Source organism: Stenotrophomonas sp. 22DLJC03 (assembly GCF_056861405.1).
In genome coordinates this window covers 684,774-706,756 of the sequence record NZ_JBSPUG010000001.1, presented here as the reverse complement: position 1 = coordinate 706,756, position 21,983 = coordinate 684,774, and the positions used below count along the sequence as shown (strand labels likewise).

The 21,983-nt window shown below is 66.3% G+C and carries 25 protein-coding genes and 1 tRNA gene; 14 read left to right on the top strand and 12 right to left on the bottom strand.

Going from position 1 to position 21,983, the window contains the following annotated elements; genetic code table 11:
• Positions 1 to 35: 35 nt before the first annotated feature.
• From AC13GA_RS03305 to AC13GA_RS03250, 12 genes are all read left to right on the top strand, one after another.
• Positions 36 to 374, top strand: coding sequence for a GPW/gp25 family protein (locus AC13GA_RS03305; protein ID WP_046982780.1), 339 nt, complete (start codon positions 36 to 38; stop codon positions 372 to 374).
• 2 nt (positions 375 to 376) lie between these two features.
• Positions 377 to 1,273, top strand: coding sequence for a baseplate assembly protein (locus AC13GA_RS03300; protein WP_482997511.1), 897 nt, complete (start codon positions 377 to 379; stop codon positions 1,271 to 1,273).
• The gene (locus tag AC13GA_RS03295; RefSeq protein WP_308517376.1) at positions 1,266 to 2,567 is read left to right on the top strand and encodes a phage tail protein I; all 1,302 of its coding nucleotides are present in this window, start codon (positions 1,266 to 1,268) and stop codon (positions 2,565 to 2,567) included. Before AC13GA_RS03300 ends, AC13GA_RS03295 begins: the two co-directional genes overlap by 8 nt.
• A 7-nt stretch (positions 2,568 to 2,574) precedes the next feature.
• A complete protein-coding gene (locus AC13GA_RS03290; protein ID WP_136638925.1) occupies positions 2,575 to 4,092 on the top strand; it encodes a tail fiber protein in 1,518 nt (505 codons plus the stop codon).
• A gap of 4 nt (positions 4,093 to 4,096) precedes the next feature.
• On the top strand, positions 4,097 to 4,681 hold the full coding sequence (locus tag AC13GA_RS03285; protein WP_482997510.1) for a hypothetical protein: 585 nt from the start codon (positions 4,097 to 4,099) through the stop codon (positions 4,679 to 4,681).
• Between the two features lie 107 nt (positions 4,682 to 4,788).
• Positions 4,789 to 5,988, top strand: coding sequence for a phage tail sheath C-terminal domain-containing protein (locus AC13GA_RS03280; RefSeq protein WP_482997509.1), 1,200 nt, complete (start codon positions 4,789 to 4,791; stop codon positions 5,986 to 5,988).
• 2 nt (positions 5,989 to 5,990) lie between these two features.
• On the top strand, positions 5,991 to 6,494 hold the full coding sequence (locus AC13GA_RS03275; protein ID WP_046982786.1) for a phage major tail tube protein: 504 nt from the start codon (positions 5,991 to 5,993) through the stop codon (positions 6,492 to 6,494).
• An 80-nt stretch (positions 6,495 to 6,574) separates the two neighbouring features.
• Positions 6,575 to 6,865, top strand: a complete 291-nt coding sequence (locus tag AC13GA_RS03270) for a phage tail assembly protein (RefSeq protein ID WP_106467222.1) — start codon at positions 6,575 to 6,577, stop codon at positions 6,863 to 6,865.
• A 120-nt stretch (positions 6,866 to 6,985) separates the two neighbouring features.
• Positions 6,986 to 9,436: a phage tail tape measure protein gene (locus tag AC13GA_RS03265; RefSeq protein ID WP_136638927.1), complete on the top strand. Its 2,451-nt coding sequence runs from the start codon at positions 6,986 to 6,988 to the stop codon at positions 9,434 to 9,436.
• Positions 9,437 to 9,438: 2 nt separating this feature from the next.
• Positions 9,439 to 9,906 carry a phage tail protein gene (locus AC13GA_RS03260; protein WP_046982789.1) on the top strand — a complete coding sequence of 156 codons (468 nt, stop codon included), beginning with the start codon at positions 9,439 to 9,441 and terminating at the stop codon, positions 9,904 to 9,906.
• Complete coding sequence (locus AC13GA_RS03255) at positions 9,890 to 10,105, top strand: tail protein X (protein ID WP_046982790.1); 216 nt, start codon at positions 9,890 to 9,892, stop codon at positions 10,103 to 10,105. Before AC13GA_RS03260 ends, AC13GA_RS03255 begins: the two co-directional genes overlap by 17 nt.
• Entirely contained in the window at positions 10,096 to 11,169 is a 1,074-nt protein-coding gene (locus AC13GA_RS03250; protein WP_482997508.1) for a phage late control D family protein, read from the top strand. Before AC13GA_RS03255 ends, AC13GA_RS03250 begins: the two co-directional genes overlap by 10 nt.
• Before the next feature lie 29 nt (positions 11,170 to 11,198).
• Here the strand turns inward: AC13GA_RS03250 and AC13GA_RS03245 are convergent, their stop codons facing one another.
• The gene (locus AC13GA_RS03245; RefSeq protein WP_136638929.1) at positions 11,199 to 11,579 is read right to left on the bottom strand and encodes a tautomerase family protein; all 381 of its coding nucleotides are present in this window, start codon (positions 11,577 to 11,579) and stop codon (positions 11,199 to 11,201) included.
• A gap of 166 nt (positions 11,580 to 11,745) precedes the next feature.
• On the opposite strand from AC13GA_RS03245, the gene AC13GA_RS03240 reads away from it, so the two are divergent.
• Positions 11,746 to 11,904 carry a hypothetical protein gene (locus tag AC13GA_RS03240; protein WP_482997507.1) on the top strand — a complete coding sequence of 53 codons (159 nt, stop codon included), beginning with the start codon at positions 11,746 to 11,748 and terminating at the stop codon, positions 11,902 to 11,904.
• Positions 11,905 to 11,956: 52 nt separating this feature from the next.
• Complete coding sequence (locus AC13GA_RS03235; protein WP_046982793.1) at positions 11,957 to 12,520, top strand: hypothetical protein; 564 nt, start codon at positions 11,957 to 11,959, stop codon at positions 12,518 to 12,520.
• A gap of 84 nt (positions 12,521 to 12,604) precedes the next feature.
• On the opposite strand, the gene AC13GA_RS03230 is transcribed toward AC13GA_RS03235, so the two are convergent.
• From AC13GA_RS03230 to AC13GA_RS03180, 11 genes are all read right to left on the bottom strand, one after another.
• A tRNA-Val gene (locus tag AC13GA_RS03230) sits at positions 12,605 to 12,679 on the bottom strand.
• Between the two features lie 112 nt (positions 12,680 to 12,791).
• A complete protein-coding gene (locus AC13GA_RS03225; protein WP_046982794.1) occupies positions 12,792 to 13,145 on the bottom strand; it encodes a PilZ domain-containing protein in 354 nt (117 codons plus the stop codon).
• Complete coding sequence (locus AC13GA_RS03220; protein ID WP_046982795.1) at positions 13,142 to 14,098, bottom strand: DNA polymerase III subunit delta'; 957 nt, start codon at positions 14,096 to 14,098, stop codon at positions 13,142 to 13,144. Before AC13GA_RS03220 ends, AC13GA_RS03225 begins: the two co-directional genes overlap by 4 nt.
• A complete protein-coding gene (gene tmk / locus AC13GA_RS03215; protein WP_005408317.1) occupies positions 14,095 to 14,760 on the bottom strand; it encodes a dTMP kinase in 666 nt (221 codons plus the stop codon). Before tmk ends, AC13GA_RS03220 begins: the two co-directional genes overlap by 4 nt.
• The gene (gene mltG, locus AC13GA_RS03210) at positions 14,757 to 15,818 is read right to left on the bottom strand and encodes an endolytic transglycosylase MltG (protein ID WP_482997506.1); all 1,062 of its coding nucleotides are present in this window, start codon (positions 15,816 to 15,818) and stop codon (positions 14,757 to 14,759) included. The genes tmk and mltG overlap by 4 nt, the downstream gene beginning before the upstream one ends.
• A gap of 159 nt (positions 15,819 to 15,977) precedes the next feature.
• Positions 15,978 to 17,342, bottom strand: a complete 1,365-nt coding sequence (locus AC13GA_RS03205) for an aminodeoxychorismate synthase component I (protein ID WP_482997505.1) — start codon at positions 17,340 to 17,342, stop codon at positions 15,978 to 15,980.
• A 92-nt stretch (positions 17,343 to 17,434) separates the two neighbouring features.
• Positions 17,435 to 18,697, bottom strand: a complete 1,263-nt coding sequence (gene fabF / locus AC13GA_RS03200) for a beta-ketoacyl-ACP synthase II (protein ID WP_004146925.1) — start codon at positions 18,695 to 18,697, stop codon at positions 17,435 to 17,437.
• Between the two features lie 143 nt (positions 18,698 to 18,840).
• Positions 18,841 to 19,080: an acyl carrier protein gene (gene acpP, locus AC13GA_RS03195; RefSeq protein WP_012510218.1), complete on the bottom strand. Its 240-nt coding sequence runs from the start codon at positions 19,078 to 19,080 to the stop codon at positions 18,841 to 18,843.
• Positions 19,081 to 19,232: 152 nt separating this feature from the next.
• On the bottom strand, positions 19,233 to 19,976 hold the full coding sequence (gene fabG, locus AC13GA_RS03190; protein ID WP_004146899.1) for a 3-oxoacyl-ACP reductase FabG: 744 nt from the start codon (positions 19,974 to 19,976) through the stop codon (positions 19,233 to 19,235).
• An 82-nt stretch (positions 19,977 to 20,058) separates the two neighbouring features.
• Positions 20,059 to 21,003, bottom strand: a complete 945-nt coding sequence (gene fabD / locus AC13GA_RS03185; protein ID WP_136638933.1) for an ACP S-malonyltransferase — start codon at positions 21,001 to 21,003, stop codon at positions 20,059 to 20,061.
• 168 nt (positions 21,004 to 21,171) lie between these two features.
• A complete protein-coding gene (locus AC13GA_RS03180; RefSeq protein WP_482997504.1) occupies positions 21,172 to 21,954 on the bottom strand; it encodes a BUD32 family EKC/KEOPS complex subunit in 783 nt (260 codons plus the stop codon).
• Between the last annotated feature and the right edge of the window lie 29 nt (positions 21,955 to 21,983).

Here is a 21,983-nt window from a genome sequence, read left to right as displayed (position 1 = left end):
GCCCTGAAAACCCGCACTCCACGACGATAGAGGCCATGCGAGGAATCGACGCCAACACCGGCAAACCACTGGATGGGCTGGCCCATCTGCATCAATCCGTGCGTGACGTTCTCACCACGCCCCTGGGTTCCCGCGTACTGCGTCGCGAGTACGGCTCGCGCGTATTCGAACTGATCGATGCGCCGACCAACCGCTCGCTGCGCATGGACCTGATCGCGGCCACCGTCGACGCACTCGCGCGATGGGAACCGCGGCTCCACGTCGAGAACGTCGACGTCTCCCTCCCCGCCCCCGGCGTGATGATCCTGGCAGTGACCGGAATCCATCTGCCCGACGGCGAGGCCATCACCATCGAAGGAATCGAGGTTCGCTAACCGTGGCATCCGGCTCGTTCACCAGTGTCAATCTCTCCCAGCTGCCCGCACCGGCGGTCATCGAAGTGCTCGATTTCGAGACGTTGTTCGATGAATCACTGACCGCGCTGCAGGCGTTGGATCCCACCTTCGATGCGCTGCTGCCGTCGGACCCGGCCTTCAAGATCCTGGAGGTCTGCACCTACCTGCGCCTGCTCGACCGCCAGCGCGTCAACGATGCGGCGCGCGGCGTGATGCTGGCCTACGCGGTCGGCAGTGACCTGGACCAGCTGGCCGCGATCTTCGGCATCGGCCGCCAGATGCTGGACCCTGGCAAGCCGCAGGAGGGCATCCCGCCGCGTTACGAGAACGATGAGGATTTCCGTCGCCGCATCCAGCTGGGTCCGGAAGGCTTCAGTGTGGCCGGACCGGAAGGCGCCTACATCTTCCACGCGTTGAGCGCGGACCCGCGCGTGCTTGATGCCAGCGCGACCAGCTCCTCGCCCGGCGAGGTGGTGGTATCGGTGCTGTCGCGCGAAGCCGATGGCACTGCCACCCAGGGCCTGCTCGACGCGGTCGAAGCCAAGCTGGGTGCAGCCGATGTGCGTCCGCTGACCGACCACGTGCTGGTGCGTACCGCTGCCATCGTCAACTACATGGTCAGTGCCACGCTCTACACCTTCGCAGGTCCGGATTCGCAGGTCGTGCTGGCGGAAGCGCGCACGCGGCTGGACCGCTACATCGCCGAGTCGCACCGTCTCGGTCGCGACGTCACCCGCTCGGGCCTGTTCGCCGCATTGCATGCTGAGGGCGTGCAGCGCGTGGAGATTGCCAGCCCGGCAGCCGACGTGGTGGTGGAACGTACCCAGGCCACCTACTGCACCGCCGTGACCCTGACCCATGGCGGCAACGATGAGTGATTCCACCACGCGCCTGATCAATGCGCGCCTGCGCGGCGCGGTCGATGGGCACAACCTGCAGTTCCGCCATCCCGGTGGCTCGCTGGCCACCCTGCAATCGGTGTACCGCACCGACTGGCAAGGTCGGATTAAGTTGTCGGATACGCTGCGGCGCAACCTGCAGCGGTTCTCGGGTGCCTTCAGTCACACCTGGTGGAAAGGCTTCCACGTCAAGCCGGCGAACCTGTCGTTCTATCATCCCGCTCCCGATGGCAGCCCCACTGCCTGGTCCTTCCCCGTTTCCGACGCGACCGGGGGTCCGGACCAGAACTTCGCCGGCCTGGTGGACGAGGACAGCAGCATGTTTCCCAATGGTGCCGTGCGCACCATCAGCGTCTGGCTGCGTGCAACCGAGCCATGCGTCATCGACTTCGGCATGCGCACGACCGGCCCAGGCAGGACACGTCTGCAGGTGGGCACCGAGTGGAAGCGCTACAGCTACACCTATGCCGCAACCGCGGATGACGCACCACGGGGCGTGAGCATCGTGCTGGATCGACGGGCAACCGGGAACACCGACCTGAAGCCGGACAGCCGCATCCATCTGTGGGGCGTGCAGGTGGAGGAAGGTCGTGAGGCAACCAGCTACATCCGCACCATGCCAGTGCCGGTGGGTGTGACTGATTACAGCGTGACCAACAACGTGATCACACTCAGCCAGCTGCCCGTGCCCGGCGCGATCATCGACGGCGATGCCCTGGTCAGGGTACCGACCACAGCCAACCTGTTGCCGCCCAACGCCACCCAGGCGGAGCGGGCGCTGGCACGTGCTGCGGTGACTCGTCCCCTGCCGGTGGACATCACCGCACTCTGGGATGCCGATCGCTGCCCCGCCGCGCTGCTGCCGTGGCTGGCCTGGGCGCTGTCCGTCGACGAATGGAAGGCCTACTGGCCGGAGGCAGTGAAGCGTGCACGCGTTCGCGCCGCGATCGCGATCCAGCGCCGCAAAGGCACCTGGGGCAGCGTGCGCGACGTGGTCGCCGCCTTCGGTGGCTCGATCCTGATCCGCGAATGGTGGGAGATGCAGCCGCCCGGCGCGCCACACACCTTCGAAGCGGTGATGACCATCGCCAACCAGGGCGGCGAGACCGCCACCGCCAAGTTCGTAGACGACGTGATCGGCGAGATCACCCGCACCAAGCCGGTGCGTTCGCACTTCACCTTCACCCAGGGCATGCAGGCCAGCACCGGTATCGGTGCGCTTGCCGGCGCCCATGGCACCACCTTCCGCCGCATCCAACTGATCGGAGAGTAAACCCCGCATGCGCTTGAAAATCACCGAAGCCGGCTTCGCCAAGCTGGTCAATCCACCCAATACCGGCACCAGCGCCGTACTGATCACCGAGATCGGCCTGACTTCCACCGCGTTCACGCCGTCGGCCGGGCAGACCACGCTGCCCGGCGAGATCAAGCGCGTCTCGACCTTCGGCGGCAAGGCCGTGGGCGATGACACGTTGCACGTGACCATCCGCGACGACAGCGCAACGGCCTACAGCCTGCGGGGCTTCGGCCTGTACCTGGGCGACGGCACGCTGTTCGCAACCTTCGGCCAGGCCGATCCGATCATGGAGAAGACCGCGGCCTCGATGCTGCTGCTCTCTACCGACATCCGCTTCAGCGAAGTGGATACCGCGCTGATCGAGTTCGGCAATGCCGAATTCATCTACCCGCCCTCCACCACCGAGGTACAGGGCGTGGTCGAGCTGGCCACCTCCACCGAAACCGAGGACGGTGCCGATGCACAACGCGCTGTCACCCCGCGTGGCCTGCGCGCTTTCATCGACAAGCGCTTCGGCGCCAGCGCACCGACCCAGTTCGTGCGCACGCTGTTGTCGGTCGCCACCGATGCCGCGTTCCGTTCCGCTCTGGGCCTGAAATCGGCGGCGCTGAAGGACGAGGGAGCCGACAAGGGCCTGGACGCCGACCTGCTTGATGGCCGGCACGGCACCCACTACCTGGACTGGCGCAACATGACCGGCGTGCCGTCCAGCGTGCACGTGCCCGGCCAGGTGATCCTGTTCGCCGGTGCCACCGCACCGAGCGGCATGCTGCTGTGCAACGGTGCCGCCGTGCTGCGTGCCAGCTATCCGGCACTGTTTGCCGCCATCGGTACCCGCTACGGCGCTGGTGATGGTGCGACCACCTTCAACCTGCCTGCAATGCAGGAAGGTACGGTGGTCACCCACACGCTGAACCCGGACGCTGTCGGCAGCTTCACCCAGGGTGAGGTGATCCGCCACGCCCACAGTGCAAGCACGGCAGCGGCAGGCAACCACAGCCATGCCATTTCGGTAGGTGCAGGCGGTGCCCATTCCCATGGTGCCAGCGCAAGCGCCGTCGGTGACCACGCGCACGGTGCATGGACCGATTCGCAGGGTCACCATGGGCATACCGGTGGCACCTCCTGGATTGGTGATCACCAGCATCTCACCGCATTCGCCGAATCCGGAACCACCTATCCGTGGGGCGCCGACTACAACAATCACGCCGGTTCGCGCGGCAACCTGGACTACGACAACCCCTGGCCGTACACCAGCCCGGCCGGTGGCCACGCGCACAGTTTCACCACCGACGGTGCAGGCGCGCACGGCCACAACATCGGCATGAACGGCGCCGGCGCCCACTCGCACACCATCTCCATCGCCCAGGTTGGTGACCACGGCCATGCCGCTTCGGCTGCCGACGCCGGTTCACACACCCACACCATCGTGGTGGAGAACGCCGGTGGCGACCGCAACCTGCCGGCCGGCCTGCGGATGATCTATTGCATCGCGTACTGAGGACATGAGCTTGCCTACCGAACCGCGCTTCGCGCACTCCTACGATCCCGACACCCGCGCCTACGTGGGCAAGGTCCGCCTGCAGCCATCGCCCGATGGTGCATGGAACCTGCCCGACTTCACCGTGGATGTCGCCCCCCGCCAACCTGCAGGCGAGTACCAGGCATTGCGCCTGGCCGACGACGGCACACGCTGGGAAATGGTGGCCGATTTCCGCAACTGCATGCTGTGGGACACGCGCACGGCGATGGCGGTGCCCAATCGCCTCGTGCTCGGCCAGCCATTGCCCCAGGACGTGACCCTTTCGGAACCGTTCAAGCTGGATGGCACCACTGCGCAGTACAACGCCTGGAACGCCAGCCACCGCGAATGGGCCCTGCTGCCGGATTACAGCACGCGGCCGCTGTGGAACAAGCGTGATGCGAGTTTCGCCACCGCCGTACCCCGCGGCGTTGCGCTGCCGTCCACGGTCACCGACCTTGCACCGCCCCGCGACCGCAGCTACCCGGTCACCTTCGACGAAGCCAGCACGGCGTGGGTGATGGTGGTTGCACCCGAACCCGAAGTGGCCCCGCTGCCGCAACCGTGATGCCGGGCCACGGCTGCAATTAATCCAGCCGCGGCCAGATACGAACATGTACCCATGCGGCGCAGATCGCGACCGCAGCACCCACCCAACCAAGGAAAAAACAACGCATGGCCGAATTTCTGCATGGCGTGCAGGTCGTCAACATCGATGGTGGTTCCCGCTCGATCGCTGTTGCCTCGACCAGCGTCATCGGCATCGTGGGCACCGCGCCCCGCGCCGACAAGAACGCCTTCCCGTACAACACCCCGGTCCTGGTGACCTCGCGTTCGCAGGCCGCAAAGCTGCTCGCAAACGCGGCTACCGAAGTCGATGAAGGTACCCTTCCGGGCCAGCTCGACGCCATCTTCGACCAGTCCAACGCCGTCGTCGTCGTCATCCGCGTCGAGAAGGGCGCCACCGAGAACGACACCCTGGCCAACGTGCTGGGCGGCGTGAACGCGCAGACCGGTGCCTACACCGGCGTACACGCGCTGCTGGCTGCCAAGTCGGTGGTCGGCATCAAGCCGCGCATCCTGGCGGTACCGGGCTTCACCCATACCCACGAAAAGCGCGACACGGAGCTGCTGGCCAACCCGGTCGTAGCCGAACTGCTGGGCATCGCCGACAAGCTGCGCGCGGTGATCATCAAGGACGGCCCGAACAGCAACGACGACGCGGCCAAGAGCACCACCACCCTGACCGGCTCCAAGCGTGTCTACGTGGTCGACCCGGCACTGCTGGTGCAGTCCGGTGATGCCATCGTCACCCGCTACGCCTCCGGTGCCGTGGCCGGCGCCATCGCCCGCAGCGACAACGAACGTGGCTGGTGGGCATCGCCGTCGAACCTGGAGCTCAACGGTGTGGTCGGTACCGCACGTGCGATCGACTTCGGGCTGTCCGATGCGAGCAGCCGCGCCAACCTGCTGAACCAGTCGAACGTGGCGACCATCATCCGCGAAGGTGGCTTCCGCCTGTGGGGCAACCGCACCGCCAGCATCGACGCCAAGTGGCAGTTCCTGTGCGTGGTGCGCACTGCCGACATCATCGCCGACAGCCTCGAGGCCACCCATCTGTGGGCCGTCGACCGCGGCATCAGCAAGACCTACGTCGACGACGTGCGCGAAGGCGTCAATGCCTTCCTGCGCGGCCTGAAGACCCAGGGCGCGATCCTCGGCGGCAACTGCTGGATCGACCCGGAACTGAACGCAGCGGACAGCGTGGCCCAGGGCCGCTTCTACTGGGACTTCGATTTCACTCCGACTTACCCGGGTGAGCAGCTGACCTTCCGCATGCACATGAACAACAACTACGTCTCGGAGATCTTCTAAGCATGGCGCGCAAGATCCGCAAGAACTTCAACTTCTACGTCGACGGCAAGGGTTATGCCGGCAGCGTGATGTCCTTCACCGCTCCCAAGCTGACGCTGAAGACCGAGGACTTCCAGGCCGGCGGCATGCTCGCACCGACCGAAATCGTCCTCGGCCACGAAAAGCTGACTGCCGAAGTGACCTTCGCCTCCGATGACGCGGAGATCATGTCCAAGTTCCACGTCATCGAAAGCAAGGAGTACGGCTTCACCGCCCGCGAGGCGCTGGAAGCCGACGACGGTACGGTCTCCCAGGTCGTGCACAACATGCGCGGCAAGGTGAAGTCGCTGGACCGCGGCGAGACCAAGGTCGGCGAGAAGGGCACGGTCAAGGTCGGCCTGGCGCTGAGCTACTACAAGCTGACCCATGGCGCGCAAGTGGTGCAGGAGATCGACGTGACCAACATGATCGCCCGCCAGGGCGGCGTGGACGCACTGGCCGGCATCCGCGGTGCACTGGGCATCTGAGCCCACCCCGCACTGAAGTACACGGGGGCGCATCGCGCCCCCGCATCCACCGCACTCCATCGATACCCAGGAACACATCCATGTCCAGCAAGACCAAGACCACCGCCGACACCGTCATCGAGCGCGACGGCTATGCCGAAATCACCCTCTCCCGCCCGCGCCAGGTCAATGGCATGGACACCGCAGTGCTGCGCATGCGCGAGCCGACCGTGGAAGACATGGAGCGCTACCAGGACGACAAGGGCACCGATGCCCAGCGCGAAGTGCGGATGATCGCCAACCTGTGCGAGATCGCACCCGACGACGTGCGCAGGATGCCGCTGCGCGACTACGCCCGCCTGCAGGCCGGTGTCGCGCTTTTTACCACCTGACCCTGCCGCAGATCAGGCAGGGAGCACTCGCCCTGGCCGGGCATACCGGCTGGGGCCTGGGCGAGATCATGACGCTGCGGGTGTCGAAGTTCATCTGGTGGATACAGGGATTGCCGGTACATGGCGAGTAACGTTCAAACGACAACGATCACGATCGGCGGCTCGGTCTCCAAGTCGCTGCAGGACGCGCTGTCCTTCAGCAGGGATGGCCTGAAGCGCCTTGGCGATGAAGCGGACAAGCTCGAGCGCAAGCTCAATGTCATGGGCAGTTCGAGCAGCCAGTTCGCCCGCATGCGCATCGAAGCTGATGCGCTGCGAGCGTCGCAGGAAGCACTGCAGCGCATCGAAGACAAGCGCACGGCGAATCTCGAGAAGCGCGAGAAACTCGGATCGGCGTTCGGCGATGCACGTGGCATGCTCGGCAATGCCATCACCACGCTGGCCAAGCCGGTGGAGAACGCCGCCGGCTTCGTGCGCGAGAACCAGGCCATCGGCAATGCCGCCAACCTGACCCGCGCCCAGGTCAAGGCACTGGGCGAGACCATCCTGGCCGAGTCAGGGCGCACCTATCAGGGCGCCGGCGAGCTGCAGCGCGCGATCGGCCAGCTGGTCGGCGCCGGCATCGACGCGCAGGCCGCACAGGCCAGCCTCGGTGCAATCGGCCGCACCACCACCGCCACCGGCGAAAGCATCGACGATGTCACCCTTGCTGCGTCCGGCCTGCAGCAGGCGTTGAAGATCGATCCCAGCGGGCTGCAATCGGCGTTGGACGTACTGGTCGTGGCGGGCAAGGATGGCGGTGTCGGCCTGAAGGACATGGCGGGCGCGCTGCCGGTGCTGGGCAGCGCGTTCCAGTCACTGCAGATGCATGGCAATGCGGCCGCAGCCACCATGGGCGCGGCGCTGGATGTCGCCCGCCAGGGTGCCGGTGGCGCCGACGAAGCCGCCGGCAACATGCAGCGCTTCATGGCCAGCATCCTCTCGCCGGACCTGCAGGCCAAGGCCAAGAAGGGCTTCAAGCTGGACCTGCGCAGGATCATCAATGAGGCGCAGAGCACCGGCGGCAATCCGTTCGATGCAGCGATGCAGGGCATCATCCAGGCCACCTCGGGTGACCAGGCGAAGATCGGCAAGCTGTTCGGCGATGCGCAGGCGCAGAACTTCGTGCGCCCGATGATCCAGAACTGGGACGAATACACCCGCATCCGCGACAAGGCCCTCTACGCATCGGCAGGCACCACCGATGCCGGTTTCGCGGCAAAGATCCAGAGCGATCCGGAAAAGATCGAAGGCGCGAAGATCGCCGTCGACAATCTGTCCAAGGCCTTCGGCAGCGCGCTGCTGCCGGCGGTGGGCGAAGCAGCGGTGAAGCTGACCGAGCTGTTGAACGGGGTGACCTCGTTCGTGCAGGAAAACCCGAAGCTGATTGCCAACACCACCCAGGTAGTGGTCGGCATGATGGGCATGCGCACCGCCGTGCTCGGCGTGCGCTATGCCTGGACCTTCCTGCAGGGCCCGATCCTGGCCGTGCAGAAGGCGTTCGAACTGTTCCGCGGCGGCAGCCTGCTGGCCCAGCTGGGGCAGTTCGGACCGACCGCCATGCGCCTGGCGTCCGGCTTCCGCGTGGTGGCCACCGCCGTGGGTGCCATCGGCGGTGGGCCGATCACGCTGGCCATCGCCGCCATCACCGCCGGCGCGTTGCTGGTACGCAAGTACTGGGAACCCATCAAGGCCTTCCTCGGTGGCGTCTGGGACGGTCTCAGTGGCGCGGGCACTGCCGCCATGGGCGAACTGATGCGCGCCGTCGAACCGCTGCGCCCGGCATGGGAAGTCATGAGCGGGTTGATCGGGCAGGCCTGGGATTGGCTGTCGAAGATGCTGGAGCCGGCGCAGTACACCGGCAACGAGCTTTCGCGTGTGGCCGAGATCGGCTCGCTGGTGGGTGAGGCCCTGCTGGCCAACTTCCGCATGGTCATCCAGGTCATCGGGGGCGTGGTGCAGACCGTTGTCTGGCTGGGCGAAACGCTGGGCATCGCTGCCGGCTGGATCACCGTCACGCTCGGCGGTGCCTGGGACGCGATCATGGCGTCGGCAGGCGCGGCCATCGACTGGATCATGGGCAAGCTGCAGCCGTTGCTGGATGGCATCAGCTGGGTGGCAGGCAAAGTGGGCGGTGGCCTGGGCTTCCTCAAGGACAAGGCCGTCGAAGGCGCCGGTATCGCCCTTGACCGCGCAAACGTGGGCAAGGCGGCCTATGGCGCGATGGCAGCCAACGGCGGCGGCGGCATTGGTGACATGGCACGTGTCGCGTACGCGGTCGGCACCAACGACGGCGATGGCCTCAAGCGGCGCATGGCAGACCTCGGCAGCGCGCAGCAGGGGCGACAGGCACCGTCGATGCCCTCGGGCACTCCACGCATGCCCACCACCGTGCAGCAGCAACAGACCAACAACATCACCATCCACCAGCAACCGGGGGAATCCAGCGAGGCACTGGCGCGGCGTACCGCCAATGCATTGCAGCACCAGCAGGCCGTACAGGCCCGCGCCACCCTCGGAGACAGGAACTAAGCATGAAGCGCGAGTTCGTAACCGCAACCCTCGACAAGCTGCTGTCCGGTTTCCAGAGCAACGATTCAGGCAACGCACCCGTGCTGCTGATGCTGGGCGGCTTCAAGTTCAGCCTCAACACTGCGGTGTTCCAGGAGATCCAGCAATCCAACGAGTTCCGTTGGCAGGCACAGGAACGCGTCGGCCAGCTGGCCGCGTTGCAGTACACCGGTCCGGGCCAGGCCACCATGACACTGCCGGGCGTGCTGAACCACGAGTTCCGTGGCAAGGGCAACCAGATGTCGGAGCTGCGCAGGCTGGCCGCACAGGGCAAGCCACAGCGGCTGCTGACCGGCCGTGGTGGCAACCTCGGCCTGTGGGTGATCGACAAGATCGAAGCCACCAGCAAGCACTTCACGCCCGATGGCGACATCCGCCAGCAGACCTTCACCCTCTCCCTGCGGAAGCACAGCCATGGCACGAACGTATAACACCCGCGACGGCGACGTCGTCGACCGCATCGCCTACGTGCTCTACGGCGAGCAATCACCGGCCATCCTGCGCGCGGTGTTCGATGCCAACCCCGGCCTGGCCGCACGCGGCGCGGTACTGCCTGCGGGCCTGGTGATCACCCTGCCGGATGTACAGCGTCCAGCCAATGAACGCTCGGGAGTATCGCTGTGGGATTGAACGTCGAACCGGCCTTCCGTGTGGTGGCCAACAGCGAAGACATCACCGACAAGATCATGTCGCGTTTCAAGTCGCTGCGCATCACGGACGAAACCGGCAACACCGCCGACACGCTGGAGCTGCAGCTGGCTGACCACGATCCGTCCGATCCGATCCAGCTGCCTCCCGTGGGTGCCGAGCTGGAGGCCTTCATCGGCTATGACGGCGAGGTGCGGCGCATGGGCCTGTACATCTGCGATGAAGTGGAAATCTCCGGCTATCCAGGCAGCATGACCCTGCGCGCACGCGCGGCGCCCTTCGAGGCCAGCAAGGGTGGCAAGAACGATCTTCAGACGCAGAAGACGCGCACCTGGAAAAAGGGCACGACGATCGGCGGCATGGTGCAGCGCATGGCGGGCGAGCACGGACTGAGCGCAGCAGTGAGTGAATCGCTGGCGTCGATCGTGCTGCCGCTCACCGTGCAGTCGCAGGAGTCGGACATGAACCTGCTGCTGCGGTTGGGCAAACAGCATGACGCCATCGCCAAGCCGGGCGGCGGACGCCTGATGTTCGTCACCCGTGGCGAATCCACCACGGCCAGTGGCGAGCGCATTCCCGACGTCACCCTTACCCCCGCCGATGGCAGTGCCTACAAGGTCACCATCGCCTCACGCGAGAAGGTCGGGACCACCATCGCCTATTACCGCGATGTACGCGGCGCAAACCGCCAGGAGGTGAAGGTGGGCAGCGGTGAACCGATCGTGCGCCTGCGCATGGCCTACGCCGACCGCGCGACCGCCGAAGCAGCAGCCCGCGCCAAGCAACGCGAACAGGCGCGGCAGACGCGCAAGCTGAGCTACACCCTGCCCGGCCGCCAGACGTTGATGGCCGAAGCCACGGTGGTGATGCAGGGCTTCCGCGACGGCGTGGATGGGCGGTGGCTGGTCAAGCATGCCGAGCACAGCATCGGCAGCGAGGGTTACGTCACCAGCATCCAATGCGAACAGCCCAACAGTGCCGACGCAGTGAAAGCGGCCAGCAGCGCCGCAGCGAACGAGGACGAGCAGGTGGGCAGCGAGGTGTAGATCCACGCCATGCGTGGATGCTCTCCGCATCAAGTCACATACTGCGCCTGCCCATTGCCGAACGACCAGTTCTCTTTCTTCACTTCCACCAGGTTGATGAACACGTCCTCGCGGCGGATGCCCACCGCCGCGTGCAGGCCATCGGCGATGCCGGCGTACAGCGCCTTCTTCTGCTCCAGCGTACGTCCTTCGTTCCAGGTGATCTGGATGCAGATGAAGTCGTCGGTGCGGTCCACGCCCAGGTAACCCGGGTCGTAGATCAGCGTGCCGGGCTCGTGTTCCTGGAAGATCTGGAAGCGATCGTTTTCCGGCACGCCCACCGCGCGCATGGCCTGGTAGATGGTTTCGCCGACGCGTTGCAGGTAGTCGGCGGATTTACCTTTGCGAAGATCGATGCGGGCGAGCGGCATGGTGGCACTCCAGGGCGGATGGGCACGGCAATGGGCTGAGACTACGCCTGCCCGGGGCGGTGGGACAGCGCAGGGATGGAACCCTCTGCCTTCATCCGCGACACATTCCCGCCGGCGTGCGCCGGGTGACGGAGTTGCCATGGCGGCGCCGCTCTGGAGTCGTCATATGCACGGTCGGAGTGGGCGGCTGCAGGCCGCCGACCGCGCGCGTAACGAAGGCGGCCCGGACGAACAGTTGGGCGCCTTCCATACCGACGGGCTGATCGTGGCCGCAGGACAACTGGTGCGCCAGGCACGTCACTGCCTCTCCGCCGGCGATGCCTGACCGGCTCGGGTGTGCGCCCGCTACAATCGCGCCGGAAACGCAGGAGGCCGCAATGGACGCCGAACACCTGGAGTACTTCAAGGCCGCACTGGAAGGTCGCGCAAGCGTGGGCTGGAACGTCTGGTTCGCCGCCAACCAGCAGGCGCTGGCACAACAGCTGAGCCGCCCTGCTCTGCTGCGCTTGAAGTTCGGCAAACTGGATGAAGCCGAACGCCTGCTCGCCGCGGCCGGCATCGTGCCCCGCAGTACGGCGGGCAAACGCTACGAGATGTACTGCGCGCAGTTCTCAGCGGACGTGGTGGACGCGAACGGTCGCCCGCTGCCGGCCATCTGGCGCGCGGCGCACGGCGGTGCCATCGGCCTGCTTGCCGATGGGGAGCGTGAGGCCGGCCAGGCCAAGCTGCTCGCGGAGTTCCGCCGCGTCCGCAAGCGCGGGCTGCAACAGGCCCACGAATGGTTGGCCGATCTGTGCTTTGAAGGCGAGATGGAACTGACCAGCGGCAATGCCGAGGTGGGCCGTAGTCTGCTGGCGGTGGTGGCGCGCGCTGGCAGCGGCCACGACCTGCTGGATGCAACGGCGATGATCGCGCGCGAGCTGCTGGAGGATCCCGGCTGAAACGGCGATCGCTTCGACGGGCACTACGGAATCACAGGCAACAAAAAAGCCCCCATTGCTGGAGGCTTCTTTCGTTCTGCAACATGGTGGGCGGTACAGGGATCGAACCTGTGACCCTTGCCGTGTGAAGGCAATGCTCTACCGCTGAGCTAACCGCCCGGTGTTGCTGAGCCGCTCATTATAGGGGCTTTTCAGAGGCCGTCAACACATTTTCACATGGATGTTCACAGGCGTTTTCGGTGTGCGCAGCCGGGCGTGGCCCAGCGCCACCTCACATCGTATGCGTCGGCTTGTCCGAGCCGGTCAGGCCGGCCAGCAGGGTCTCGATCTTGTGGCGCACGCCCTCGCCTTCGGCACCCTCGGCCAGCTGCACGCCGATGCCGGCGGTGCGGTTGCCCTGGGCGCCGGCCGGGGTCACCCAGATCACCTTGCCGGCCACCGGCAGGCGTTCGCTGGAATCGGGCAGGGTCAGCAGCAGGAACACCTCGTCGCCCAGGAAGTAACGCTTGGGCGTGGGCACGAAGATGCCGCCGTTCTTCACGAACGGCATGTACGCGCTGTACAGCGCGGCTTTGTCCTTCACGGCCAGGGACAGGATGCCCTGGCGGGCGTTGCTGGCACTCATCGATTTCCCCTTGCGGCAGGCCGCTCGTTCACCTTGTTCCAGGCCAGCAGCAACTCGACCACCGCAAGGTCTGCACGCACCGTGGTGCGCAGCAGGTCGCGGGTGCGGTTGGCCGCATCGAACCAGGCTGCAAGCTTGTGCAATCGCTCCGGCGTGGTCAAGGCATCGGTGCTGGCCTGGGCCAGCGCCAGGTCGGCGGCAAAGCGCAGGCGCAGCGCCGCGCTGTCATCGGCGCACCACTTCTGCGCCAGCTCTACCGCGCCGGTCTTGCCGGCGGCCAGCTGTTCCAGCTCGCGGCCCACTTCGCGGCGCAGGCTCAGGCCATCTTCGCGCAGCCAGTTGTCGGCCTGGCCGGGATGGCCGCGCGCGGCGTCCAGCGCTTCTCGCGCCGACGCTTCGCTGTGGCCCTGCTGCTGCAGCCACGCCAGCGCTTCATCGCGCGGCGGCAGCTTGAATTCCAGGCGTTGGCAGCGGCTGCGCACGGTCTGCGGCAGGCGCGCCGGGTCACTGCTGATCAGCCATAGATAGCGGCCGGACTGTGGCTCTTCCAGCGTCTTCAGCAGTGCGTTGGCGGCGGAACGATTGATGGCATCGGCCGGGTCGACGATCACCACCTGCGCCACCCCGTACTGCGGGGTCAACGCCAGTTTGTTGGTGATCTCGCGCACCTGCTCGATGACGATCTCGGTGCGCAGCTTGTCGCCACTCTTGTTCGGGATGAAGCTGACCAGCTGCAGGTCAGGGTGCGTGCCGGCGGCGATCAGCTGGCGGGTGCGGGTGGCGTGCGCGGCATCGCCGCGCGCCAGCACGTGGTCGGCCAGGGCCAACGCCACCTCGCGCTTGCCCAGCCCGGCCGGGCCACAGATCAGCAGGCCATGGCCGAGCCGATCAGCATCGAGCGCGGCAACCGTCTGTTCGAACGCGCGTTGCTGCCAGGGCGAGAACGTGCTCATGCGCCCTCCCCGTCCTGCAGCCAACGCTCGACACGCGCCACCACATCCGCGGCCACGCGCGCCTGCACCTGACCAGCGTCGATCAGCGCGAAGCGCTGCGGGTCCTGCTGCGCACGGCTGCGGAACACTTCGCGCACGCGCTGGAAGAAGTCGTCCTGTTCGCTTTCGATGCGGTCCGGCCACAGGTCGCGGCCATTGGCACGCGCACGACCCACCGCCACGTCCACATCCAGCAGCAGGGTCAGTCCCGGCAGCAGGCCCACCGCGCGGCGCTCCAGGTCGGCAATCCACTGCGGGTCGAGGCCACGGCCACCGCCCTGGTAGGCATAGCTGGAATCGGTGAAGCGATCACTCAGCACATAGGCGCCGCGCTGCAGTGCAGGCTGGATCACCTGGCGCACATGCTGCGCGCGTGCAGCGAACACCAGCAGCAGCTCGGCTTCGGCGCTGAGCGGCTCGGCAGCGATTTCGGCATCGGGCTTCAGCACCAGGCCACGGATGCGCTCGGCCAACGGCGTACCGCCCGGTTCGCGGGTCAGTACCACTTCGTGGCCGTGGCTGCGCAGGCAGTCACGGATGGCGTTGATGGCGGTTGTCTTGCCCGCGCCCTCGCCACCTTCCAGGCTGACGAAACGGGGATGGCGAAGCAGCGCGGGACTCATTGCGCCGGGGTCTCCTTGGTGCGTTGCTGGCGCAGCTGCTGCAGGTAGCGGGCTACGGCGGCGTTGTGCTGGTCCAGGCTGGGCGAGAACACGTGCGCGCCACTGCCATCGCCTACGGCGACGAAGTACAGCGCTTCACCTGCGGCCGGCTGTGCAGCCGCCATCAGCGCATCGCGGCTGGGCATGGCGATCGGGGTCGGGGTCAGGCCCGCACGGGTATAGGTGTTGTAAGGCGTATCGGTAGTCAGGTCGCGGCGGCGGATGTTGCCGTCGTACGCAGCACCGATGCCGTAGATCACGGTCGGGTCGGTCTGCAGGCGCATGCCGATCTTCAGGCGACGCATGAACACCCCGGCAATCTGCGGGCGCTCGCTGGCCAGCGCGGTTTCCTTTTCGATGATCGACGCCATGATCAGAAGTTCATAAGGCGTGTTGATCGGCAGGTCCGGCGCACGGCTTTCCCAGGCTTCGTCCAGCGCCTTCTCCATCGCACCGTGGGCGCGCTTGAGCACGTCCAGGTCACTGTCGCCGCGCTGATAGACATAGGTCTCCGGCAGGAAGCGGCCTTCCGGATGCTGGCCGGCGAAACCGAGGCGGTCCATCAGCGCTGCGTCATCAAGGGTGTCGGTGGTGTGCAGCAGCGGTTCGGCACGCTTCAGTGCCGCACGCAGCTGGCGGATATTCCAGCCTTCAATGAGCGTGACGCGATGCTGCAGCACCTTGCCGGCGCGCATGCGCAGCAGCAGCTCACGCGGGGTCAGGTCGCCGCTGAGCGCGTACTCACCCACCTTCAGTTTGCCGGCAGCATCGAGCTGGCGCGCCAGCAGCTGCCACTGCGCGTCCTGGCCCTCGTCCACGCCGGCGTCGCGCAGCTTGCGCAGCACCGTGTTCATGCCGTCGCCACTGGCGATGACCACGCTCTCGGCGGAGGGGGTGATCCGGGTGTCGGCGAACCGGGTCTGCTGGTAGAAGAACCACGCGCCCGCGCCGGCCACGACGGCGGCGAGCACCACCACCAGCGTTACCACGAACAGACACCCGCGCTTGGCTCCCGCCATGGACTACCTCTGAACTCGATTCCGTCGTGCAGGATACCGTGCCGGTGGTGTGGGGTCATGACCGGGGTGGCAGACACCCGCATCCGTGCCGACCAAGATCGGCACCCACCAAAACCGGAATCGGTAGCGCCGGGCCATGCCCGGCGGGAGGCCCTGCCCTCAGCCCTGCTGGCCCAGCGCGCGCAGCAGGCCACGGGCCTTGGCGCGGGTCTCGTCCAGTTCCTTGTCCGGATCCGAATCGACCACGATGCCGGCGCCGGTACGGAAGCTGACCTCGTGGCCGTCCACTTCGGCGGTGCGGATCAGGATGTTCAGGTCCAGGTCGCCATCGCGGTTCAGCCAGCCGAACGCGCCGGTGTAGGCGCCGCGCGGCACCTGCTCCAGCTCGCCGATGATCTGCATGCAACGCACCTTCGGGCAGCCGGTGATGGTACCGCCAGGGAAGGTGGCGGCGATCACTTCACCCGGGGTCACGTCCGGACGCAGATGGCCGCTGACGTTGCTGACGATGTGGTGCACGTGCGCGTAACTCTCCACGGTCATCAGTTCATCGACCACCACGGTACCAGGCAGGCAGATGCGCCCAAGGTCGTTGCGCTCGAGGTCGATCAGCATCACGTGCTCGGCACGCTCCTTCGGGTGGCCGACCAGCTCCTGGATGCGCGCGGCATCGTCGTCGCCCTCGAAACGTGGACGCGTCCCGGCAATCGGCCGGGTCTGCGCATGGCCGGCGTGCACCGACACCAGCCGTTCCGGCGAGGAACTGACCACGTGCCGGCCGTGCGCACTGAACAGGCCGGCGAACGGTGCGGGGTTGGCACGGCGCAGCTGCGCGTACAACGCCTGCGGGCTGACCGGTGCGGCGAACTGCGCGCTCCAGCGTCGCGACAGGTTCACCTGGAACACGTCGCCGGCACGCAGGTATTCGATCACCCGGCGCACGCCGTCGGTGAAGCGCTGCGGCGCGTCCTCGCCGACCGACTGCGGCGGCAGCCAGCCCTGCCCTGCATCGGGCAGTGCGGCCGAGGCCAGTTCCACCAGCGCATCCAGCAGCGCGTGCTCACCGGCTTCGGCGATGACGAAGCTGGTGTCGTTGTGGTGATCGTGCAGCACCGCCGCCGGGCAACGCAGCGCCAACGCGGTCGGGCGGCCGTCATCGCGTGCACGCGCCGGCAGCACGGTTTCGATCTGGCTGGCCACTTCGTAGTCCAGCATCAACGCCCAGCCGCCGCGGAACGGCAGGCTGTGGCTGCCATCATGCGGCAGGCGTTCGTGCTGCCAGGCACGGTCCAGTGCCTGCAGGAAGCTGCCGGCCTGCACCACGTCGCGCTGATCACGCACCCGGCCATCGGCATCCAGCCGCAGGCAATCGCCCTGCGCGGCCAGCAGAAGGCTCCAGCGGCCCTGGGCGGTGCCCGAGGCAGTGGATTCCATCAGCAGCGGGAAGCGCACCGGGTCGTGCTGCTGCAGGGCCAGCAGGTCGATCGGATGCGGCAGCGGGTGGATCATTGGTGCGTGGGTCATGGCAGCCAGTTCGGGGGTTCAGATGCACGGAAGCCGCCTTGCGGCGGCTCCGTAGAACGTGGAGTCGAGCATGGCTCGACTCTACAACTCGGTCAGACGCGCTTGAAGATCAGCGTGCCGTTGGTGCCGCCGAAGCCGAAGCCATTGGACATCACCACATCGACCTTGGCCTGGCGCGCTTCGTTGGGCACGTAGTCCAGGTCGCAGCCTTCGCCCGGCTGCTGCAGGTTGATGGTCGGCGGAATGACGTTGTCCTGCAGCGCCATCACCGAGAAGATCGCTTCCACGCCGCCGGCAGCGCCCAGCAGGTGGCCGGTCATCGATTTGGTGGAGCTGACCATCATCTTGTAGGCGTGGTCGCCGAAGGCGGTCTTCATCGCCATGGTCTCGCCCAGGTCGCCCAGCGGCGTGGAGGTGCCGTGCGCATTGAGGTAGCCCACCTGCTCCGGGGTCACGCCGGCGTCCTTCATGGCCATGACCATGCAGCGCGCGGCACCTTCGCCGTTCTCGCTTGGCGCGGTCATGTGGTACGCATCTGAGCTGGCGCCGAAGCCGGCCAGTTCGCAATAGATCTTCGCGCCACGCGCCTTGGCGTGCTCATACTCTTCCAGGATCAGGATGCCGGCGCCGTCGCCCAGCACGAAGCCGTCGCGGTCCTTGTCCCACGGGCGCGAGGCCTGTTCCGGGGCGTCATTGCGGGTGCTCATGGCCTTCATCGCGCAGAAGCCGCCCACCGCGGTCGGCGAGGAGCCGCGCTCGGCACCACCGACCACCATCACGTCGGCATCGCCGTACTGGATCATGCGCATCGCGGTACCAATCGAATGGTTCGAGGTCGCGCACGCCGACACCGCCGAGAACGACGGGCCCTTCAGGCCGGTGATGATGCTCAGCTGGCCCGGCAGCATGTTGATGATGGTCTTGGGCACGTAGAAGGGCGAGATCTTCTTGCCCTCGTGGAACTCGATGGTCTGCTCTTCAATGCCGAGCAGGCCGCCGATGCCGGCGCCAACGATGGCACCCATGCGATCGGCATTGGCTTCGGTGATCTCCAGGCCCGAATCATGCAGGGCCATGAACGAGGCACCGAGGCCGTAATGGATGAACGGGTCCATCTTCTTGGCATCCTTGCCGCTGACCCGGAATTTGCCGAACAGTTCGTTGTCGGCGGTGATGTCGAATCCTTTGACCTCACCTGCAATCTTGGTGGTGAACCGATCCAGATAGGCATCAGAAACGTTGGTCAGCGGACCGATGCCCGAACGACCATGGGTGATGCCTTCCCAGCTGCTGGCCAGATCATTGCCCAACGGCGAGACGATACCCAGGCCGGTTACGACGACGCGACGCTTCATTGCTGTTTCTCCTGACCCGGATGGTTTCTACGGGTAACTCGGTTTGCTTCGATGTAATGCCCAAACACACGGGGCCGCAACAGCGGCCCCATGGGGTGCGGTGCGCGGCGAGCCTGAGCCCGCGCGCGCACTGCCGTCTGACATCAGGCCTTGACGTGGGCCTTGACGTAGTCGATGGCGGCCTGGACGGTGCTGATCTTCTCGGCTTCTTCGTCCGGGATCTCGCACTCGAATTCTTCTTCCAGCGCCATCACCAGCTCGACGGTGTCCAGCGAGTCAGCGCCCAGGTCATCGACGAACGATGCGCTGGTGGTGACTTCTTCTTCCTTGACGCCAAGCTGTTCGACGACGATTTTCTTGACGCGTTCTTCGATGGTGCTCATGGGATCTCGCTCCAGATGGAGTTGTGGTTCAAAAGTGGTCGCCATCAAAGGCGATGGCCGTGGGATAGTGTAGTGGAAACCAGCGCGGCCTTGCATCGCAGCAAAAACCTCAGCAGATCAACCACTTGCGGCGCAATCCCTGCGCCCCTTGCTTACGGCATGTACATGCCACCGTTCACATGGAGGGTTTCGCCGGTGATGTAACCGGCAGCCGGGCCGGCCAGGAAGGCCACCGCATGGGCGATGTCCTCCGGCGAACCCAGGCGTTCGAGGGCGATGTCGTTGATCAGCGCGGTACGCGCTTCCTCCGGCAACGCCTTGGTCATGTCGGTGTCGATGAAGCCGGGAGCGACCACATTGACGGTGACACCGCGTGAACCGATTTCCTTGGCCAGCGACTTGCTGAAGCCGATGATGCCGGCCTTGGCAGCCGCGTAGTTGGCCTGGCCGGCATTGCCGGTCACACCCACCACCGATGCGATGTTGATGATGCGGCCCTTGCGTGCCTTCATCATGCCGCGCATGACCGCCTTGCTGGTGCGGAACACGCTGGTCAGGTTGGTGTCGATGATCGACGCCCAGTCCTCGTCCTTCATGCGCATCAGCAGGTTGTCGCGGGTGATGCCGGCATTGTTGACCAGGATCGAGATCGGGCCGAATTCCTTGGCGATGCCGTCCAGCACGCTGTCCAGCGCGGCAGCGTCGGTCACGTTCAGGGCACGGCCGTGACCACCGTGGGCAGCCAGGCGCTCACCGATCGCGGCAGCGCCGGACTCGGTGGTGGCGGTACCGATGACGGTGGCGCCCTGGGCGGCCAGCAGATCGGCGATGGCGGCACCAATGCCGCGGCTGGCACCGGTGACCAGTGCGATTTCACCCTGCAGGGGCTTGCTCATGATGTTTTCCTCAGGCTGGGACGGCCGCCGCGCCAATGCCGCTTGCAGCGGCGACCGGCACGGTCGGCAGGAACAGGGGCAATCAGGCCGACCACGCCTCGCGGGCGCCTTCGAAGTCGCCCGGAGTGGCCAGCGAGCGGCCGTCAATGGCCTTGTCGATGCGCTTGACCAGGCCGGTCAGCACTTTGCCCGGACCGCACTCGGCAATCTGGGTGATACCGCGGGCGGCAAGCGCCTGCACGCAACCGGTCCACTGCACCGGCTGGTACAGCTGCTGCACCAGCGCGGTACGGACCGCGTCCACGCCGTCGTGCACCTTGGCATCGACGTTCTGCACCACCGGCAGCTGCGGCGCCTGCCAGGACAGGCCGGCCATCACTTCGGCCAGGCGGTTGGCAGCTTCACGCATCAACGGGGTATGCGACGGCACGCTGACCGCCAGCTTGACCGCCTTGCGCACGCCCTTCTCGGCCAGCAGCGCCAGCGCACGATCGACCGCATCGGCGTCGCCGCCGATCACGATCTGGCCCGGCGAATTGAAATTGGCCGGCACCACCACCTGGCTGCCCGCGGCTTCGGCACAGACGTCCAGTACCAGCTGGTCCTCGGCGCCGAGCACCGCGGCCATGGCACCGACGCCGGCCGGCGCGGCTTCCTGCATCAGCTGGCCGCGCAGGCGCACCAGGTGCGCACCGTCGTGCAGGCTCAGCGCGCCAGCGGCGACAAGCGCGCTGTACTCACCCAGGCTGTGACCGGCCAGCACCGACGGGCGCGGACCGCCCACGGCATTCCAGACGCGCCACACGCCGATGCTTGCGGCCAGCAGGGCCGGCTGGGTGTATTCGGTACGGTTGAGCATTTCCTCCGGGCCGCCCTGGGACAGTGCCCACAGGTCGACGCCAGCACCATCGGATGCCTCGGTGAAGGCTTCACGCACCTGCGGGTGCAGTTCAGCCAGCTCGGCCAGCATGCCCACAGACTGCGAGCCCTGGCCGGGGAAGACAAAAGCGAGGGTGGATACGGTCACGCGGTCATCCGCTTGTTGCAATCGAAGCGGGCCATGATAAGGGGGAACATGCCGTGTCGTCTGTACGTGCGCGTATGCACGCGTATGGTCCATGGTGGTCGCAGGGCGCTGGAGATCCGGGGTCAGATCCCTTTTCCCATGGAAAAGGGATCTGACCCCAGCCGACGATCAGCAGAACAGCTGCAGGACGTCCAGATCGCCGTCGGCGAGGAAATCCACGCACAGGCCCACCAGCATCAGCACGCCAGCGGTACTGGCGCCATGGGCGATGAAGATCGAATGCGCCAGCGCGCGCGCTGAACGGCCCAGCTTCATGCAGACCCTGGCCAGATTGCGAAGGCGGCCACTGACCACATGCACATGCTCGCGCACCGGTGCCTGAACGTCGCCCATCGCCTCGGCCATCATCGCCTGCAGGCGCTCGGGCCGGTCGGCGTAATACTTGGCGACGCCATAGCCGAACATCAGCCAGTCACGGGCCTGCGCTTCGGACAGATCCATCACTTCCAGCGGATCTTCCTCGAAGTCGATGAAGCCCACTTTCTGGCCGTCCCAGGTGAGATTGCGCGGCAGCGGCTGGCCGAAATAGGCCCCGCGCGCATGCGCCTCGGCAATGGCCAGCATCGCCGCCATCACCAACCGGTCGCGACCAGCCTCGTCGGCTTCGCGCAGGCAGGTATTGAACGAACTGCCGTTGTCGCCGATCACCAGCGCGGCATGACCGGTACCCAGCACATCCGGCACGTTTACTCCCTGCGCCTGCAGTTCAGCCAGGCGACGGGCTTCGGTTTCGCGTGCAGCATCACCGCCGCGATGCGGTGGCGGGCGCAGGGCATCGAGATGGAAACGGCGGGCAACAAAATTGAGCAGGCCAAGGGCCAGCGCCCGGCTTCCCTTGCCGTACTGCTTCAGCCAGGCACGCTGCCCTTCGATGACGATGGGCTCAACCATGACAGGTCCTCCTTAAACGCGTTACGGCC

What these genes read in the sequence shown, in the direction of transcription:
- AC13GA_RS03295 (WP_308517376.1), top strand. Translation starts at nt 1,266, where the DNA reads ATGAGTGATTCCACCACGCGCCTGATCAATGCGCGCCTGCGCGGCGCG.
- AC13GA_RS03290 (WP_136638925.1), top strand. Translation starts at nt 2,575, where the DNA reads ATGCGCTTGAAAATCACCGAAGCCGGCTTCGCCAAGCTGGTCAATCCA.
- AC13GA_RS03205 (WP_482997505.1), bottom strand. Translation starts at nt 17,342, where the DNA reads ATGACCCACGCACCAATGATCCACCCGCTGCCGCATCCGATCGACCTG.
- fabF (WP_004146925.1), bottom strand. Translation starts at nt 18,697, where the DNA reads ATGAAGCGTCGCGTCGTCGTAACCGGCCTGGGTATCGTCTCGCCGTTG.
- tmk (WP_005408317.1), bottom strand. Translation starts at nt 14,760, where the DNA reads ATGAGTCCCGCGCTGCTTCGCCATCCCCGTTTCGTCAGCCTGGAAGGT.
- AC13GA_RS03225 (WP_046982794.1), bottom strand. Translation starts at nt 13,145, where the DNA reads ATGAGTGCCAGCAACGCCCGCCAGGGCATCCTGTCCCTGGCCGTGAAG.
- AC13GA_RS03240 (WP_482997507.1), top strand. Translation starts at nt 11,746, where the DNA reads ATGCACGGTCGGAGTGGGCGGCTGCAGGCCGCCGACCGCGCGCGTAAC.
- AC13GA_RS03270 (WP_106467222.1), top strand. Translation starts at nt 6,575, where the DNA reads ATGTCCAGCAAGACCAAGACCACCGCCGACACCGTCATCGAGCGCGAC.
- AC13GA_RS03220 (WP_046982795.1), bottom strand. Translation starts at nt 14,098, where the DNA reads ATGAGCACGTTCTCGCCCTGGCAGCAACGCGCGTTCGAACAGACGGTT.
- fabG (WP_004146899.1), bottom strand. Translation starts at nt 19,976, where the DNA reads ATGAGCAAGCCCCTGCAGGGTGAAATCGCACTGGTCACCGGTGCCAGC.
- AC13GA_RS03305 (WP_046982780.1), top strand. Translation starts at nt 36, where the DNA reads ATGCGAGGAATCGACGCCAACACCGGCAAACCACTGGATGGGCTGGCC.
- mltG (WP_482997506.1), bottom strand. Translation starts at nt 15,818, where the DNA reads ATGGCGGGAGCCAAGCGCGGGTGTCTGTTCGTGGTAACGCTGGTGGTG.
- AC13GA_RS03280 (WP_482997509.1), top strand. Translation starts at nt 4,789, where the DNA reads ATGGCCGAATTTCTGCATGGCGTGCAGGTCGTCAACATCGATGGTGGT.
- AC13GA_RS03285 (WP_482997510.1), top strand. Translation starts at nt 4,097, where the DNA reads ATGAGCTTGCCTACCGAACCGCGCTTCGCGCACTCCTACGATCCCGAC.
- AC13GA_RS03245 (WP_136638929.1), bottom strand. Translation starts at nt 11,579, where the DNA reads ATGCCGCTCGCCCGCATCGATCTTCGCAAAGGTAAATCCGCCGACTAC.
- AC13GA_RS03260 (WP_046982789.1), top strand. Translation starts at nt 9,439, where the DNA reads ATGAAGCGCGAGTTCGTAACCGCAACCCTCGACAAGCTGCTGTCCGGT.
- AC13GA_RS03180 (WP_482997504.1), bottom strand. Translation starts at nt 21,954, where the DNA reads ATGGTTGAGCCCATCGTCATCGAAGGGCAGCGTGCCTGGCTGAAGCAG.
- AC13GA_RS03235 (WP_046982793.1), top strand. Translation starts at nt 11,957, where the DNA reads ATGGACGCCGAACACCTGGAGTACTTCAAGGCCGCACTGGAAGGTCGC.
- AC13GA_RS03275 (WP_046982786.1), top strand. Translation starts at nt 5,991, where the DNA reads ATGGCGCGCAAGATCCGCAAGAACTTCAACTTCTACGTCGACGGCAAG.
- AC13GA_RS03255 (WP_046982790.1), top strand. Translation starts at nt 9,890, where the DNA reads ATGGCACGAACGTATAACACCCGCGACGGCGACGTCGTCGACCGCATC.
- AC13GA_RS03265 (WP_136638927.1), top strand. Translation starts at nt 6,986, where the DNA reads ATGGCGAGTAACGTTCAAACGACAACGATCACGATCGGCGGCTCGGTC.
- acpP (WP_012510218.1), bottom strand. Translation starts at nt 19,080, where the DNA reads ATGAGCACCATCGAAGAACGCGTCAAGAAAATCGTCGTCGAACAGCTT.